At 54.9% G+C, this 17,635-nt stretch carries 14 protein-coding genes; 3 read left to right on the forward strand and 11 right to left on the reverse strand.

Annotated elements, in window-relative coordinates; genetic code table 11:
* Window positions 1-14: 14 nt before the first annotated feature.
* Together ACWHVV_RS11760 and ACWHVV_RS11765 are read right to left on the reverse strand one after the other, a co-directional pair.
* Complete coding sequence (locus ACWHVV_RS11760) at window positions 15-944, reverse strand: HAD-IIB family hydrolase (RefSeq protein ID WP_447926406.1); 930 nt, start codon at window positions 942-944, stop codon at window positions 15-17.
* A 426-nt stretch (window positions 945-1,370) separates the two neighbouring features.
* Complete coding sequence (locus tag ACWHVV_RS11765; protein ID WP_447926407.1) at window positions 1,371-2,441, reverse strand: OmpA family protein; 1,071 nt, start codon at window positions 2,439-2,441, stop codon at window positions 1,371-1,373.
* A 155-nt stretch (window positions 2,442-2,596) separates the two neighbouring features.
* Between ACWHVV_RS11765 and ACWHVV_RS11770 the strand changes: the two genes are divergently transcribed.
* Entirely contained in the window at window positions 2,597-3,280 is a 684-nt protein-coding gene (locus ACWHVV_RS11770) for a hypothetical protein (RefSeq protein WP_447926408.1), read from the forward strand.
* 4 nt (window positions 3,281-3,284) lie between these two features.
* Window positions 3,285-3,875: a FlgO family outer membrane protein gene (locus ACWHVV_RS11775; RefSeq protein ID WP_447926409.1), complete on the forward strand. Its 591-nt coding sequence runs from the start codon at window positions 3,285-3,287 to the stop codon at window positions 3,873-3,875.
* A 33-nt stretch (window positions 3,876-3,908) separates the two neighbouring features.
* Here ACWHVV_RS11775 and ACWHVV_RS11780 read toward each other — a convergent pair whose 3' ends face one another.
* The 6 genes from ACWHVV_RS11780 to ACWHVV_RS11805 all read right to left on the reverse strand — a co-directional run bounded on the left by ACWHVV_RS11780 (window position 3,909) and on the right by ACWHVV_RS11805 (window position 12,433).
* Entirely contained in the window at window positions 3,909-5,150 is a 1,242-nt protein-coding gene (locus ACWHVV_RS11780) for an O-antigen ligase family protein (protein WP_447926410.1), read from the reverse strand.
* A 134-nt stretch (window positions 5,151-5,284) separates the two neighbouring features.
* A complete protein-coding gene (locus ACWHVV_RS11785) occupies window positions 5,285-6,781 on the reverse strand; it encodes a M14 family zinc carboxypeptidase (RefSeq protein WP_447926411.1) in 1,497 nt (498 codons plus the stop codon).
* Window positions 6,782-7,058: 277 nt separating this feature from the next.
* Entirely contained in the window at window positions 7,059-7,271 is a 213-nt protein-coding gene (locus ACWHVV_RS11790) for a DUF6447 family protein (protein ID WP_447926412.1), read from the reverse strand.
* 74 nt (window positions 7,272-7,345) lie between these two features.
* Window positions 7,346-7,918, reverse strand: coding sequence for a hypothetical protein (locus tag ACWHVV_RS11795; RefSeq protein WP_447926413.1), 573 nt, complete (start codon window positions 7,916-7,918; stop codon window positions 7,346-7,348).
* Between the two features lie 451 nt (window positions 7,919-8,369).
* On the reverse strand, window positions 8,370-9,173 hold the full coding sequence (locus ACWHVV_RS11800) for a SapC family protein (RefSeq protein ID WP_447926414.1): 804 nt from the start codon (window positions 9,171-9,173) through the stop codon (window positions 8,370-8,372).
* 131 nt (window positions 9,174-9,304) lie between these two features.
* Complete coding sequence (locus ACWHVV_RS11805) at window positions 9,305-12,433, reverse strand: DUF4214 domain-containing protein (RefSeq protein ID WP_447926415.1); 3,129 nt, start codon at window positions 12,431-12,433, stop codon at window positions 9,305-9,307.
* A gap of 592 nt (window positions 12,434-13,025) precedes the next feature.
* Between ACWHVV_RS11805 and ACWHVV_RS11810 the strand changes: the two genes are divergently transcribed.
* Window positions 13,026-13,193, forward strand: coding sequence for a transposase (locus ACWHVV_RS11810; protein ID WP_447926416.1), 168 nt, complete (start codon window positions 13,026-13,028; stop codon window positions 13,191-13,193).
* 1,380 nt (window positions 13,194-14,573) lie between these two features.
* Here the strand turns inward: ACWHVV_RS11810 and ACWHVV_RS11815 are convergent.
* The 3 genes from ACWHVV_RS11815 to ACWHVV_RS11825 are packed head-to-tail and all read right to left on the reverse strand — an operon-like array spanning window position 14,574 to window position 17,609.
* Entirely contained in the window at window positions 14,574-15,602 is a 1,029-nt protein-coding gene (locus ACWHVV_RS11815) for a glycosyltransferase family 4 protein (protein WP_447926417.1), read from the reverse strand.
* A complete protein-coding gene (locus ACWHVV_RS11820; RefSeq protein WP_447926418.1) occupies window positions 15,580-16,419 on the reverse strand; it encodes a DUF4214 domain-containing protein in 840 nt (279 codons plus the stop codon). The genes ACWHVV_RS11815 and ACWHVV_RS11820 overlap by 23 nt, the downstream gene beginning before the upstream one ends.
* Window positions 16,416-17,609 (reverse strand): ABC transporter ATP-binding protein, encoded by a 1,194-nt coding sequence (locus tag ACWHVV_RS11825; protein ID WP_447926419.1) that lies wholly within the window; start codon window positions 17,607-17,609, stop codon window positions 16,416-16,418. The genes ACWHVV_RS11820 and ACWHVV_RS11825 overlap by 4 nt, the downstream gene beginning before the upstream one ends.
* Window positions 17,610-17,635 lie beyond the last annotated feature (26 nt).

Genomic DNA, 17,635 nt, shown 5'->3' on the forward strand with positions numbered 1-17,635 from the left:
CCCCAGGACCCAATTTATCCCGTCGTGGCGTCGTCTTCGGCCACGGCCAAGCGTTCGTCTGCCTGGCCCCACCAGTACATGAGGCCTTCGACCCAGCCCTCGGGGCCTTCTGCATGGGTGCGATATAAAAGCGGGTTGGCGGGGGCCACGGTCAAGCGGTGACGTCCCTTGATGACCACCGCCTGGTTCACGGCCTCGAGCATTTCGACATCGTTGGGCCCATCGCCAAGGCCCAGGGTAAGTGGCGCCCGCCCACGCAGGGCGCTAAAGCGCTTGATCAGCCAGTTCACGGCGCTGCCTTTGTCCGAGGCCGCGCCCATTACATGATGAAAACGCCCGCCCTGGGTCAGCGCCAGGCCATCGCTTTCAAGCGCTTGACGAAAACCTTCCAGCGCCTTGTCGTCATCCTCCCAGATTAGCGGCTCGCTGCCTTCGCGCTGGCGCGCGGCATTGGCGCGCGCCTCATCCAACCCGGTCAGTTCGATGAGCCGTTCGACGGACATCTCACCCATACGAGTAAAGCGCACGCCCAGGCGCTCACGCCATACGTTCAGTCGCGCGCGAATGAAGCGGGCATCCACCCCGGTATGTTTGATGACGATGCCGTCTCTGGCGTCGCCCGGGCGGTCCAGGCTTGGATGGCACCAGCCCGGCGGCAAGCCGATCACCGCGCCGTTTTCAGCGACAAAGGGGGTGGAGGTGAGCTTGAGGGCCTCGCGCAGCGGAATCAGCTCGGCGCGGGTCTTACTGGTCACGGGGATGACGGGCACCCCCAGCTCGCCAAGCCGAATGAGCGACGCTCTGGCCGGTGAAAAGTCGTAGCTGTCATGGTCCAGCAAAGAACCGTCCAGGTCCGTTACCAGCAAGCGCGGCTCGAAGGCGGGGTCCAGCGCTCTGCTGCCAGGCTCCTGGGCCGATCGTTGTGTTGGGACGTGTTCCGGCATGGCGCACCTGCTCGCGTTTTAGGCCACCCGATATGGACGGGCGGCGCTGTGAATTAGCCACCAAGCAGATTACGTGCCACACAGCGTATTTTGTTTACTTTCAAAAAGATAAAAAGCGAGTGCTGTGACGCAAAGTTACGAGCACCAGAACGGGGCAGCTACTTTGCACCACATTGATGCAAATAAAGTCTCGCATTCTGGCTCGATGCCTCGTGGGTTATCACTTAAAAACGGTAAAACTTTAACAATGCTTTAACAAGGCATAAAAAAACATTCAAAAAATGCTTGGCAGAAACGCCAAAATGTCTATACTCAACTTGTACCTGCTGACGGCCTTGTACACCCCTCACCTGACGCCAGCAGAATACATCGAGCCAAGCCCTTAGTGACCCGCCCTCCCCCGGCGGGTCTTTTTTTGCCGGTACGTTACTCCACGTGAATGACGACCTCGACCCGGCGGTTTCTCGCGCGGCCATCCGCCGTGGTGTTGTCCTCGAGCGGGCGCGTCGCGGCGAGCCCCACTGCCCGCAACCGCGAAGCCTCGACGCCGGCTGCCTCGAGCGCTTCAACAATGGCGATGGCCCTGGCGCTGGAGAGCGCCCAGTTGGAGGAAAACTCCGGCGTATTGATCGACTGGCTATCCGAGTGGCCTTCGACCCATACTTCGCCATCAAAGCGCTGAATGGTTTCCAGCAGGCTATCCACCAAAGAAGCGCCGCTTTCGGTGAGCTCCGAGGTGGCCGAGGGAAATAGCAGCTGATCCTGCACGCGCAGGCTAATCCCTTCGGCGACACGCGCTACTTCGACCCCCTCCAAACTTGGCAGATAAAGCGAGTCGGCGACGCGCTCGTTCAAGCCCTCGGCGGCGCTCACCGCCCCTTCGATGGCCTCGTCGCTCAAGGCAATCGCGTTTACCGGCGGCTGATCGGTTAGAATCACCATGTAGTCGGCTAGGGCCGAGTTGCCCGTTAGACGCGTATCGTTGCCCTGGCGTGCCGTGGCCTGGGCGGTAAAGAGCGGCGTGGGAAGCAGCCACTCAAAAACCGGCGCAGGCTCGTCAATATCCAGCGCATCGACTTGAGCGCCAGGCGCCAGGCGGGCCAGCAGCGCAGGGGGAGGCAGGGCTTCTACCGGTGCTTGTGCCGGCGACGCTATGGGCCTGCGAGGTAACGGCCCCACCACGCCAAGCGAGGCGCTAATGGCAGCGGGGCTCAGCCCCCACGCCACCGGCGCGGGGGTACGCTCTAGCGTTTCCGGCAATGGCACACGAAGCTCGGGCTGGTGAATATCCGGCGCGTCGCTGGTCGATAAATCCAGCGGGTCGTCGTTTGACCAGCCAGGACTTACATTCGCTGCGGCGATAATGATCACAAACAGCGCGACGAGCAGCGTCATGATGTCGATATAGCTGATCATCCAGCCGCTGTTGCCATCGTCCGACGGGTACGCGGACAGCAACGAGTCGTGGCGCGGACCTCCGCGGTGGTCTTCAAGCATAGGTGTCTCTACTCATTCAAGTTTTCTACCCGTTGGCCGATGGAATATAGACGTGGCCGACAAGTCTATCAAAAACACCTTTTGTGAAGAGAAGGAACTAGCCGGTGTATACCCGCCTTTTAGCTGGAACAACGCGTTTGGGAGGCGCGCTTGGCGTGGGACTGTTGAGTCTTACCCTGAGCGGCTGCTTTTACGCCAATACCTCGCAAGCGCCGATTGCGACGACCTACCCCTATTCGGAGCAGCAGCGCATGCAGGCCGCTCACCACTGGGAAATACTCGCACGCCATGAAGCGGGCCAGATCCTTCAGCGCGAGCGCGTACGGTTTCGCGACCTACATATTCAAGACCAAGAGCCGGACGGCTACGTAGCCTACAGCGGCGGCGAGTTTGGCCGCGGTTTCCGCACCTTTTTGACCAGCGAGCTGGTCACCCGAGGCGCCAACGTGACCATGAACCCCACCGATAACAGCGCCGAGGTCGTTATCGATGTCGAGGTCGTCGAGCATCGCGATCGCGGCTTTATCCGCCCGCCGGTAGGCGCGTTCACCGCTCTAACGGCGGGCATCGCCGTGGCCACGATTCCGATCAACCGTTGGAGCGAACCGGCGCTGGGGCTGATTCCGGCGGGGGTCGCGGCGGATATCACCAGCGGTAGCTGGACGCACACCGGCAACGAAGAGATCATCGTCACAACGCAAATCATCGATGGCGAGCGCATCCTGTACTCTTCTTCCAATATCTACTACATCAATAAGGGTGATCGCCACCAATACGCGCCGCGCCGGGTATACCATACCCCTGTCGAGCCCTCTATCCCACTCACCAATACCTGGTAAGGCCATGCACGCCATGATTTCTTCACCGTTTGCCTTCATTACGCGCCGTGCCCACTGGCGCCTGGCGCTTTTTGCCCTGAGCGTGCTGTTACTGAGCGGCTGCGCGGGCATCAATCAGCGAAATGCCAATCCGCCCCCGCCGCCGCCGGATCTATCCGACCTGGCCCACGAGGCCGCGATGACCATGATCGCCAACAACCCGGACTTGACCCGGTACAGCCCGATGATCGCGGCGACTTTCGTCAGCATCGACAACCTGACTCAGTCGTCGACCTTTGGACGGATCAGCTCGGAAATCATGGCCTCAGCCCTTGCCCAACAGGGCATGCAGGTGCGCGAAGTCAAAATGCGCGACAGCATGTTCATCGAAGAGAGCGTGGGCGAGCTGATTCTTTCCCGCCAGGTTCAGCGGCTAAGCGCGCAGAACAACGCGCGCTCGATCTTGATGGGTACCTACGCCCAGGGGCAGGATTTTATCTACGTGAGTACCCGCGTGGTGCGGGCCGGCGACGCCATGGTGCTCGGCAGCGCCGATTTCAAGCTGCCGATCAACAACAACGTGCTCAGCCTACTCGAGAGTCAGGGCGGCTGGTAACGCCAGGGGCACGGCCATTAGCGTACCTTGCGCTTACGGCCGTGCCTGTCGAGCGGCACGCTTTTGGTAAGCGCTAAAACTCCCCCACCAAAGCGCTAGCCAAAAAGCGTAAAACATGGCGCCGCTGTTGTGCGCCAAAAATGTTTGGGAAAGGCCAAAATCGATATACGCTACCGGCAGCAAACTGCCGGCCACGGCCAGCGAGCGTACCTCTAAATCCGGATGGTTAAGCCCGGAGGCGAACATCTTAAGCGGAATGATGTAAAGCGCCAGCAGAACCAAAAGCCCCACCACCCCGCGTTTGGCGGCGGCGTCGATAAAGTCGTTATGGGCGTGATCGAACGCGGTGGCCCCCATCGTAATCACGCCGCGCTCGCCCAAGGCCGCCATGGCCTCGACGTACCCCTTTTCCCCCCAGCCAAACAGTGGCCGCTCGGCAATGAGTATGCTGGCGCCGCGCCACATCTCAAAACGCAACCCTAAAGAGGTATCGCGCTCGCCGCCGGAGATATACTGCGCCACATCGTTAATACCGGCCTGTACACGGTTTTGTACGCCAGTTTGTGGGGTAGCGTACATAGCCAGCGCTAACAAGGCGGCGGCGCCAAGTGCAGCCAGTTTCCAACGGCGCGCTGCTGCGCGCCCATAGCCCCGATAAAGCACAAAGCCGATAAAGGGCAGGCCAATCCACCCGCCGCGGCTACCCGAAAGCAGCGACCCTAACATGCCAAGAAACGCGCCCGCCAGCAGTAGCGCCATCCAAAAAGGGCGCTTGCGTTGTACCGCCGCCCAGCCAAGCCCGGCCAGGCACAGCATACCCATTAGCATACTCAGATTGCCAAACTGGATAACATGCAAAAACCCGCCGGCTCGGTCGACGTTTTCAACGAGCTTTTGCCAAATGGCCCAGCTGCCGGCCCCTATCGCGCCCAGTGCCAGCCCCACCCAGAGCGCGGTACGACCAGGCGGGCTGCGCAGCAATAGCAGTAGCACGGGTACCGCTAACAAAAAGCGCAAGGGGCGGTCAAAGCCGGGCGCACCCAGCTCGAGTGCGGACATACCCCCCACCACCAAACCATAGGCCACCAGCGCGGCGATCACTACGCGATCACGCTGGGAAAGCTCGATCCGAGAGCCGTTGAAGAGCAGGCTTGCGCTTAACAGCAGCAGCATCCCAGGGCCAAGCGAGTAACCCGATGGCGCCACCAGCGTAAGCACGCCCATTAAAAACACCGTGACCGTGACCATTAAAGAGAAAGATCGGATATCGCCCATTCAGCCCTTCCAGCGCAAAGCAAAGCCGGTGATAGTAGCACACCTGATTTCAAGCTTATCCGCGAGTGTTTAAAGCCAGCATAAAAAAGCCCCCGCCATTGGGCGGAGGCTTGGTACAAAAGGTAACGCGTTTATCAGGCTAACTGAAACTCGGGTTCTATTGGTGCCGCGACACCTGCTGCGGCAATCTCGAGGATATCCTCCGGGCTCTGGCCCCCTTGCAGGGCAGCATCCGTTTCGTTACCGCTCTCCTCGGCGTAAAGTTCCTCAAAAGGCGTGCGCTCGCCCCGCTCGGGCAAAAGTAACGCAAGCGCAGGGTCGATACTGGCAAAGCCGTCCTCACCGAGCGCACTCATGACGCCTATCATGCTGAGAATGCCTTCCAGGGTCAGTGCGCTTGCCACCGCGTCGAAATCAAGCTCCAACCCCTCCAGGGATTTCAGCTCGAACTCTTCCAGACCGCGCTGCTCGATGAGTAACGCCGACGTCCCGTCGAGGGCGATGCCATTGCGACCTATCGAGGCATCATCGCCCCCCGGAAACAGCGACAAGTGGCCGTAATCGAATAGATCCACGCCTTGAGAAAGCGCGATAGCAGCCTGCTGGGCGGTCGCCGTCAGCGCGGGGTCGACATTTTCGTTTGTCGGCCAAAGCGCCGACATCGTCTCCAGCTCCCCCGCCTCATTGAGATAGTTATTTTGGTTGTGGTAGTCGAGCAATAGCTCTGGTTGGAAAGCGTCCAGCACCGCGCGCACCGCCAGGGTTTCCGGCATCAAGGCGGGGTCAAGATCCTCCGTCGAATCCCAGGTACGGTTAAGGTCGATATCGGCAGCGTTACGGCGTGGGTCCAACGTCGTTTCCGGGTCGCTTTCACCGGCTACCAGTTGCTCCCAGCGCTCGAAGCCGTCCGGATTGACACGTGGCATGACGGTCAGCGTTACCTGCTCGCGCAGTGACTGGGCGGCCTCGCTATCGCCGCTTATCCATTCGAGCAGATGCATAGCGGCCTCGGTGCCAACCGGCTCATCACCGTGCTGCTGGGTGACGATCATTAGTTTACGCGGGCCGTCACCCACTGTAGCGCTGTAGAGTGGTCGGCCTTCCAAAGATTCGCCGGCCTGAACCAAACTCAAGGTATCGTAGATCTCGTCCAGATCTTCAAGATCCTGGTAAAGCTGCTCGTTGGAGCGAAACCCCTCCTGCACGAGTACTTTTGCAGCGTCGTAATTTTCATCCGAAACATTCGCGGAATAAAATTCTGCGATCGACGCGTAGGCTTTGAGCGCTTCCGCATCGGTACCTTCGGCTCCGTTCAGCATGGCTAAAAGAAGCGTCTCGGGCGAATTGCCCGCGCGAGCCTGCTCGGACCAATAGGTGATCCCCTCAGCCTCCGCCTCGCGGGCAAAAAGACGCTGGTAAGCCTCGTTGACCCAGCCGCTGTTATCGAGCTGAGCAAGCGTTTCGCGCTGGGCCGCAAACTCACTGGATAACACCATATACTGTAATACCTCTTCAAGCCTTAGGGTTTGAGCTTCGAGCTCGCTGGACCAGTAATCCAAACCCTCTGGGTCGGCGGCACGACCAAACATCGCTAGATAGTACGACTGTAATTGTTGCGTTGGCGTTAGCATAGGTAACTCCTGCCCTGATAACGCTCCCTGTGGCCTGCCCGTTCCGCCCCTTCCCTTTCGTGTTTATTGTGAAGAACACGTTATTATTTGACACCACACTCGGGTTGGCGGGCCGACACTTAGCTAGCTATATCTCAGCTATCGTTAAAAAGTCAAGGAAACGGTGCAAGCTCCTTACCGGCTGATGTTTCGGCTTCGTCCATGTCTGATGGCACGTATAAAAAAAGCGCGAGCCCATGGGGGGGCCCGCGCTTTTGGTAAAACGGTCGAGAAACGCTTAGTGCGTTTTTTTCTCGGGAAGCTCTGCTTTCAAAGCGTTGGCGTAGGCTGTACGCGCTGTCTGTGCAATCGCCAACTGCTGATTCAAACGCTGGACCTCCTGGTCCGTTACGCGCAGATTAACCAACTGATTGCGCGCGTTTTCAGACAGATCGGCCACATTATACTCTTGACCATCGATGGTTACTTTCTGATCTTTTTCTTCAGCCACAAAATACTCCTTATCAAGCATTAAACCAAGCGCGGATTATTACAGCTACAACAGGGAATGTCGAAGATCATTATTCAATGCGCGACATTCACGGCTGACGGGTATGTTTCCAACGCCGCCACGAGCTCTTTGCTCTTCGCGCCTTCGGGCAGAGCCTGTGAGGCGCGATTGGGATGGCGTACTGCGAACTCTTTAAGCCGCTTGGCGGGCAACGCATGTTTTAGTTCTTTAACCCTAAAACGCCACGCCAGTTGACGCTGGGTCGAGTGCGTATCGAGTTGCACCTCTCCCCATCCGACGACCCCGTGGCCTTTCACATAAACCAGTACGCGGTCGCTGGCACGGTAATGATCCGTCATGCTCAGCTCGCTCAGGTCGAACCTTTCACCCTCAAGCAGCCAGTGAGCACGCGCCCATTCGAGCGGTACATTATGCCAGTAGTAGTTGATTTTCGATGGCAGCGCACTTTTCAAACTAGCCAGGCAGTGCGATTTAGCAGAGGTATAAAATGCAAGCCGCTCCCGTAGGGTTGCGATGTGCTCATCGACCTGCTGAAGACGTTTAAAGTTTTCTCGCGCGCGCAGACTTAGTGCCCAGGTCGGGTATCGACGCCCTTCTATGACGATGCTTTTGGGTAATTCCGGCATCCAGTTCCGCTCTTGTCGCCTGCAATAGGCGCGCCATTCTACTGAATTAGTAACAAAGGATAAACGAATTTCGACTCAGCTCGGCTCTTAAGGCGCTGCCTATGGAGCCTCAAGAGCCTAGCAGATATTGGAGAGGATGAAATTGATATAAACGCAGCCGCTCCCCCTGCCCTTTTTAAAATTACAGCTATTGAATTGAGCTCTGGGCAAGAAAGCTCCTGAAGAGGGAGGTTATATTCCAAGGGGCTCAAGTTCTGGTGATCGCTTGTCGAGGAATCTAGATAATAAAGGGCTGACGTTACGAGTAGAAAACACCTCTTGAAGATTGTTAATACCTTGAGTCTTTTCAGTTGATAAGCCACTGCGCGTATTGACTCTTTCTAACAAATAAATAGCGTAATTTTGACCTATCAAACTGCCACATTCATAAACAACTTAATAGAGAGCTACTTTAGCTGTCAAAATCGAAACCAATATCTTCATCGCCGCTATTGAAAAGAGAGTCTATATCGTTTTCGCTAAAATGAGGCTCAGAATTATTAGAATGCAGTTTTTTAAGCTGAGTAAGAATGCTGATCCTGTGCTGCGAGAAAAGCTGAGCATAAGCAATAGGAAGAGCGTTAACTTGCCTTAGCGCATCGATCTTCTGACTTGTCAGCGCATTTAGCGCTGCCTCATTTATTTGAAAGAACCCTTCTAAACCAGGTACCACCTCACCACTATCAAGTTTAATATCAACTTTCCAAGGCGCTATTAAGTCCAGAGTAGAAAGCATATCGACTGCTGTTTGTGTGACCAGCTTCTGCTTTTGCCACTTGGTCAGAAACTCCTTCACCCTGCTTAACTGTTCACCGAGCTCACCGGAGCTGCTGAAAAACGGATTCCCTTGCTGACTGGCTCCATCTATTATCAGACCGCTGTTTTCATCAACACAAAGTACATAGCGGTTCTGCGCACTGTCGTGTCTTGTTAAAAAAGGATAAGTACGTAAAAGAGCAGGCTTGTAGCCAGCCAACCACCGCCCATCCAAGTGAACAAATAGATTTTGATGATTAGCCAAGGAGCAAATAGCGACAAGCTCGTAGTGACCATCTGATTTTTTTCGAAACCCAAGAGGCATAGTAGCTAAAGCATATGGAAGCTCTTGAGCAACAAGAGCGATCGCGCTTTGATCAGAAACAAAACTATAGTCAGGGGTATTTAACCAGTGTTTGTCTTTAAAACCCGTCAAGGATAGTGGTACAAAGTTCGACATGGAGCCTCGCAGATTAAGTTGTTTACGATTTTATATCGGACACATTCATTTCCGATATGTTCATGCATGCTGCCTATAAAAAAGCCCCCAGCCGAAGCTGGGGGCTTATCCTATCGACTAACAGCTAAGCATTAAGCAAAGTTGGCAGCGTCAAAGGATTGGGTCTCACCGAAGTCCATGATACCCAACAGCTGAGCGTTGAAATCGTCGCTTGCTGCGGTAGAAGACATGCTGAAGACCTTGTACTGGCCTTCGCCGCCCGGATCCTGAACCATAAGGATGCTATCGGAAGCAGCGTCTGTGCTTGCTTGGCCTTCAAAGCGAGCAGCTACGTCAGCAGCATTCAGATTGACCCAGTTAACACCTTCACGTGCGTAATCAGCACCGGCGAACAGGTCAACTTCGACACCACGATTGCTGGCTACGCCACCATCGAAGTTGGCGGATGCACCATTAAAGAAGCTGGTGAAGTCAATAATATCGTAGCCGCTGTTGTCTTCATCACTACCGGCTTCGAAGTTGACAACGCTGTTACGACCAAAGACACCATCAATAACAACGGTATCATTGCTATCAGCACCAGTACCCAGAACGATAACATCGTTACCAGTACCTGCATTGATAATGTTGTCACTTTCAACAGAACTATCGACTCCGCCACCAGCGTAAACATTGTCGTTGCCGCTAGTATCATCATCGCTGCTGGAGTATGCATAGATATCGTTGATGCTACCCAGATCGATGGTGTTTTGGTCAGCTTCGCCCTGCGTTAGCTGGGGACGACCACCCGGATTGTTCGCACCCGGCTGCAGCGGACCACGGAACTGGATATCCAGGTCGCTTGCGTTGGCGCCGTCAATCAGAGATACGATGTCGAGGATGTTGCCATTGCCATCGTTAGCTTCGATCAGGTGCTGTAGCACTGCATCGTTATTAACCGCATCCTTGATGGCCTGGTTAATTTCGAGCGCAGTGGTAGTCTTGTTACCGTCGTTAAACGGTACGTTGACCCATACAGACTCGAAGCCCTTGAAGCTAACCTGAGCCTGAAGCTTGAATGCACTGAACGTTTGACCAACGCCGTTAGCATCAGCAGAGAGCGAAGAATCGCTGTTAGAGATACCGGAAGCATCATCAGAGTCAGAACCGGCAGTGGAGTTAAACTCCCAGACAGTACCGTCGACAGAGGCACCGGTTTCCAAGTCGATCAAACCAGAGTTGTCTGCGTAGATGACATCGTTACCAGCGCCAGTGCGGATGGTGGCATCGCCTGCACCCCAGGTACGCACTACGTCGTCGCCGCTACCCGTTACGATGGTAACCTGCTCTTGACCAAAGTTCTGGTTGAGCTGCTGGTTAACAACGGATGTCGGTACGCCGTCAGCATCGACGATCATGGTTTCAACAACGTTATTACCGTTGCCAGCATTGATGTTCAGCAGAGCATCTTCGCGCTGCAGCACACCTTCCTGGATAACCATGGAGATCTGGTCATCACCGCCAGCGGTTTGATACGTGTAGTTCACGTTATCAGCTGCCGGGTTAGCCTGGTCGTCTTGAGAATTCATGTCACGACCGATGACTTCGTCGGTGATGTAAGCGTTTAGCTTAACTTCGCCGTCGAAATCCTGGCCGTTGAACTTCTCAACATCTACCAGACCAGTAATGGACTCAAGGTCACCTAAGCCAGTATTGAAGCCGTTTTCAAGAGCGATGTCATCGCCATTGATTGCCCAAGAGTTGAGCAGCTCTGCTACACCAAGAACGTTCTGATCCGCCTGCTGGCCTACACGGAAGTAGCCATTACCGGTCAGGTTGATCTCTTTTAACGCCTGGTTGCCAGACGGAGACTGAGACTCGAGGCGAGACAGCCATACACCGTTTTGGGCGTTGACGTTGAACTCTTCGATACCCTTATCGGTGTTGGACTCACCGGCCAGGTTGATAGAGCCGCCCTGGGAGCCGTAACCAACGTTGTCCAGATCCAGGTTAGTGGAGATCAGGTCACGAATGGATTCCGGCGCTTCGGTAGACAGGTCACCGTACAAAGTGAAACCACCAGTTTCCTGGTCGCTGTAGGTGAAAGAACCGTTGGAGATTTCACGACCCTGAGAGTCGGTCAGGATGATGGTGCTACCTACCGCGCCCGGGATCGGCTGACCACCGTCGGTGGCGGTGAAGCTGGAGCCGATTTCGGCAGTGAAACCAGCCAAGTCGCTGTCAGCCGCAATCGCTTCGCGAATGGCAGAAAGCAGTTCCGGGTAGGTTTTGGCTTCGAAAATGCCCTCGGAGCGCAGTACGGTCGCTTCGCCGTCAACCTGGAAACGGATGCCGTCGATCGGCAGGTTACCCAACGGCTCGTCGGTGCCAGCAGCACGGATGTCGAGGAGCTCGATGAACAACTGAGAGTCAGCGCTGCGCGACTCGGAAGTTAGCAGCGGGCTCAGGAACAGACCAGCGTACTCTTTCTCAGCGCCCAACTGGTTGGACATGTTGAAAGTGTAGTCGGCAGAGGTAGTTGCAACCTGGCCGTTCGCATCCCACTCGGCTTTGCCGATAGCGGTTACGGTCTGCTGGCTCTGACGCAACTGGCCTTCCGGAAGAGCGATCTGAACCAGCTCGCCATCGGTAGTGGTTTCGAAAGTACCAAAGATTTCTTCAGCGTTACCAACGGTGCTGGTATTGAAGGTAACATCGATAGTGTTCGACGGCGCCTCAGGTGCAGGCTCGGCCGGAGATCCACTCTGCGGAATATCAGCAACAACTTGAGGGAAGTCGATGTTGGCTAGTTCCGTATTGGCGTCAATACCCGCCAAGAATTCGGCTGCATAGTTGTCGGCAGCAGTACCTGACTGCAAGGAGCCCGCTTCGGTAGTGTAAGCGTTTGCAACAGCAACCTTATTTTCAAGCGTCTGAGCGTCCGGCGCATCTGAATTGGTAGCATTTTGCACGATTGTCAATGCAATGTTAGCCAGGTTCAATTCACCGCTTTCGAGCTTCTCTGCGTAGAAAGCCAAGCCTCCTGCATCGGCAGAGCGGCCAAACGCTTGCTGGTAAATGCCGTTAATCAAAGCTTCGTTATCGAGGCCGCCAAAACGAGCCGTATACTCTTCAGAAGTACCGAAATCAGCTACAACGGCTTGGGCACCGCGCTCTTCGATGGTGTCTGCCCAAAATTCCAAGCCCTCTGCATCAGCAGGACGGCCGTAATAGGCTACATACAACTGCTGAGCCAGGTTCAAGTTCTCTTGTGTTGCCATGGACTATAGTCTCCTTGCTTTGAAAGATACCGCTGGATAGTAAGCGGCTCTTATAACCTTGAGCGCTCAAGGTATTCTTCGGGTCCCTTAAGCAGAAAACAGATTGTCCGTTTAATGCCGATTGATACGAACAGGACACGCCTAATGTAAGGTCACCCACGAAGGTAAGTCAATCACCGACGCTCCATAGCGAGCACTCAGTCCGTGAAAAACTTTTAAGACCTGCAAGAGTACGTCCGCCAACATAAGACTTATGCCATAAAGGCATTGAGCCTTGCGCTTACGTTGGCTCTGTCGAATCGAACCCCAAAATCGAAATTTATTCCTTCACTATCTCAAATACGGATTATCGCTAGCAGTATAAATCTGCCCAATCAAATGTTGCAATACATGTTTTTGCATCTCCCCCCTAGACAACAGGCCTATCCATGGATTTTCCGACCGCCTATGGCTCGCAAAGTACCCAAAAAGTTGCCATTAGCACGGCTTCAGCCACTACCCAAAAACCCAGTGAAAATCCCCCCAAAAAACTCACTTTCTTCGATAACCAGATTATGGCCAACATCCTAAGCAAACCTCTAGCGACGTTCCCGTGACTGGGTTTTACCGTGCACACAGCATCAGTAGCCCCTGCTTTTATAAGTGGCGGACCAAATTCGGCGGCATGGGTACCTCCGGGGGCAAGCTAATGAAAGAACTTGAAGCTGAAAACCGGCGGCTGCAAAAAATGGTTGCCGCAGAACGCCTCAAACCCGAGTAGTGTGAGGAAAGCCCTGAGGGAAAAAAGTTGTAGCGCCGTGGGATGGCGCGCAAAGCGGTGGCGAATGTCCGCTGCAGTATCAGCATTGGCTGGCTTGGCTGGCCTGCGTCACGTTTAGTATCAGCGATTGCTGCTGTCGCTAACAGACCAGGCTCAGCAATGAAAGTGCAGCGATTGCCGACCTACGTGGGAGGTTATTCCATAACCAGCACAACTGAAGCCTTGGCTTTTACTTTCTGTACCTGCGTAACGTAAAAGTGCTATCCCTTTGAATCACAAACGAGTTTACCGGATTATTGAGAAATTGAGTTGACCCCGCGTATCAAACCTTGTTAGCGGCTGGTACGTAAGAACCCCGAATCGTTGGTCGTGCCCACAGCCGGTCGATAGCTTCCATGCATCACTAGCTGAACAACGGGCGTAGCGATTGATTGTTCAATGTGATCGATCATTATAACCAGAAGGGCCGGGCATCGAGGTGGACCGCTCTCTGCCCGCTGAGCGAGTAATACACGCTCTGGATCGGATCCGCCGAGTCGCGATGAAAACCTGCCTTCATAACGGCTCGGAGTACATCAGCGCCGCTCTGAGAGTTTGGCCAACTGGAACGGGATCACATGGTCCTTTGCCCAACCCGATCACTCCCAGCAGAACGCTTTTATCGAGCGCTACAACTGAAGCATTTTTTCTCAGGCGCTGGTTCACCAACCCTAAGCCGCTGACTAATACCGTAGCGCTGGTAGAGTCGGTGCAGGCTTGCCCGGATCAGTATAGGAATTTCTCGCTGAAGAGCATGTAAGCGGTCATCAAGGAGATGATGAGGCTTCTACCGGAAAAAGGTAGCAGCGACTTCCTTCAACGGTGTCAGCGATGGGGAACGGGCTCCCTTAGGCTCCATACGTATACTCGACAAAAGGCCGGCTATGCCAACTGCGTACGATTTTGGGATTACTACCGTCGTGTGGGTTCAATGCCGGGATCAAATCACTCGATCCCTGTATGTCTTTTCGTATAGCGTGCATGTTCGTGGCGCATTGATAAAGAGCCCGAGCCTGGGCCCTCCTACGGTAAGGGCTTACATAATAAGCTATTACATTTCGGAACAAAAAACCCAATCGATCCATAAAACACTCAAGACGATGCACCCCTGGTTGTTTTTCTCAGGCCTCAGATTTGGCTCCCCATATATAGCTTTAGCGAGCGGTTCCGCCATCCTACTCAAAGCCGATAAGAGTTTTTCCCATCACTCCCACATATCAAATTGAGGCCTTAAGCAACGCAAAAATTCCGAACGTACCGATATATCGAGCCCTCCGCTCTTTATCGACGAGTTGCACGCCCGGATATCATGGTTGCCCTTGACATATGACAAGCCAGACTTCAGCGTTCATCAATCAGTTTTCTTACAACATGGTGCCAGGATATTCCCGCTGCGTGATAAGCCTCACGTCCACGTTCGCCCATACGCTTTGCAATAGCGCGGTCGCCGTAGGCCTGATCCATCGAATCAGCCAATGCTTTCGGCTCAGGCAAGCACTTCCACCCAGAAACTCCTTGCTCGACGAAAGCCGTCGGCCCCCCACTATCCACACAGGTAATAACTGGCTTGGCCGCGAGCATGGCTTCCAGAGTGACATAGCCGTAGTCTTCATCGTATGAAGGAAAGGCGACGGCAAGCGCATGCGCATAGAGCGTGCGCTTTTCTTGCTCTGAAATATGACCCAGCAAGCGTACCCTGTCTTCCAGCCCCAAGCGCTCTATTTTCTCCTCCAGCTGTCTACGCTGTGAACCTTCTCCGCTTAAAAGAAGCTTGACCGGCGTGCAAGTACAGGCCATAGCCTCCAGCAGCAGCATCTGCCGTTTCAATGGCTCGAGTCGGCTCGGGTAGAAGATATAACCCCAATCCTCCTCGCACCGGAAAAGCGTTTCCTGGTGCGGCGGATGGTACAGAGGCTCCGCGACCAGGCCATTGTACTGATATAGACGCTCGGCAACTCGCGGTGAGTTGGCATACAAGTACTTGGCGTTTCCCAAATGTCGCTGGTCGAATGCCTCGACATCGGGCTTCAGGGCCGCCAGGGCCGCGCTAGCTTTACCTGGGTCGTAAAGCTCATAGCAGACCCGGTGCTGATGCATGAGCCAGATCACGTGGTCAGGATGCTGAACACCATATGTTGGAAACTGCAAGCTGATGACGCGATCCACGGCAACATCGTTGAGTGCGGTAAGGTCCAACTGCTCCGCATATGTCATTTGGCGACCGATTTCCGCTTCACCGTAGTGAAACGGCAGGCGTAGACATTCGACTTGGTGCCCCTCGCGTTTTAGAGCCGCCACTAGCCCTTCCACATGATAATTGGCACCGCCGGCTATAAAAGGCGTTTGATTAGCGGTTACAAGTAGTTTCATCAAGCCCCCCGCTTGCGTTGTGCAACACGGTCTGTGCTTTCTGCAACATCTCGAGCATGGTTGTTACCTGTGCCTCGTTCTGCCACTGCAGCGACCCTCGCGCCTCTTGCAATGCGGGTGCCAATGGAGAAGAGGGAGGCAAGTCACTTTCAAGTGTCAACAGCATCCGTTGTACCTCTGCCATCTCCTTAAGCGTTGTCGTTAATGCCATGTGCTGTCGGTGCCAACGATCTTGATGCACCAGCATGTCGTAGTATTGTCCTTGTTCTTTCCAGTGCCGATGACGACGTGCCCAAATTTTTTCGACGGCCGCTTGCCAAACCTTAACGGCCTTCTCAGACATGAACGGCAGGGCCTTCAGGCGCCAGTACCATCGATGGAGCCGACGCAACAAGCCAGGAAGCTCAAGCTCGCACTCTCTTCTGTAGAGACGCCCTTCCTCGGCCTGCAGCAAAGTGACCAAGGCCACCATGCGTCCTTCATCGGCCACCAGTTTCAGATAATAACGCTTGCCTTCGTCTTCCGGAGAGCGCCCCAGCAAGAACGTGTAGGCCCGCTCGACAAACTCCTCGTCATCGAGATGAAGGCTCAATAGTTCTGACAATTGCAGCCGCTGTGGAGTGAAGGCTCGAGGCACAAGCGCCTCGAAAACGGGCTCCAAGCGCTCATTCCACACGTTAACCCAGCTTTTTATGGACAGGGAGTCTCGCATGTCGTCGTGCCTCGACTGGGCACGAAGACGTTGAAGCAGCGACTCCATGCCCGCCGCATCCTCCTCGGGGCCTTGATCACCGTTGACCTGCTCCACTTGAGTCATTGCAGAGGCTCTACGTCGAACGCACACTCCAGACGGCATATACCCGAAAACTTGCTGTATCGATAGCCTGCCACTTCAAACGTATCGAGGTTATCGTGCCACCAGTAGCAGTCATCCAGATGATGATCGTTCGAGTGCAGCGCCGCCGATAGCGTATATTTTCCTGGAGCGATATCCGCCTTGATACGTACTACCAAGTCACGCTCGTCACCATCACGCATGGTCATCGATCGCTGGTGCTGGTGAGTATTCTGGCCGAATACATCTTGACCATAGCGATCACGAACCAGCACACCCAGCGTCACGTCATCCAGCGTCGCATTGGCTTTCAGGTGCAGGTGGATCTCCAAGGTCTCCCCGCTTGCGATCATGGCGCTTTGACTATCCTGGCCCAGAACACGGCACTGGGTAACGACCACTTCCTGTGTACCAAACGCCCCCGACTCACCACTACGAAGGTCGCTCCCCTCGGCCTGTTCGGCCATGATGCGATTATAGTGATTGACAGCTCCCTCGGGATCTCCGTCGTGAATCAACTGCCCGCCTTCCAGCACAATTGCCCGGTCACACAGGACCTTCACGGCGTTGAGGTCGTGCGAGACGAAGATGATGGCACCTCCCTCCTGCTTGAACTGGCGAATACGCTGGATGCATTTCTGCTGAAAATAACCATCTCCAACCGAGAGCGCTTCGTCGACCAAGAAGCAGGCGGGGTTGGCATGAATGGCGATAGCAAACCCGAGCCGCATAACCATGCCCGACGAGTAAGTTCTCAGCGGCTCGTGGATATACTCGCCCAACTCACAGAACTCGATGATGGCATCCCGTTGATGTTCGATATCATACTGACTCATGCCCAGCATGAGGCCATTGATAGCGATATTGTCCATTCCGCTCAGCTCGGGATTGAACCCAGTGCCCAGCTCGAGAAGACCAGTGACCCGCCCATCGATACTGATTTCTCCGGCATCCGGTATCAGCACGCCTGTCAAAAGCTTGAGCAGGGTCGATTTACCGGCACCGTTACGCCCCAGAACCCCTAGCACTTCGCTTGGCCTCACATCGAAGCTGACCCCATCCAGCGCAGCGTATTGCGTGTGGTGGCTCTTGCCCGTCAATGCCTCTTTCAAGCGTTCGCGGGGCGAGGCAAACAATTTGAAGGATTTGTGCAGATCTTTTACAACTATCACGGTTTTCTCCCCAAGCGTTGACCCTC

Source organism: Vreelandella sp. EE27 (assembly GCF_968206495.1).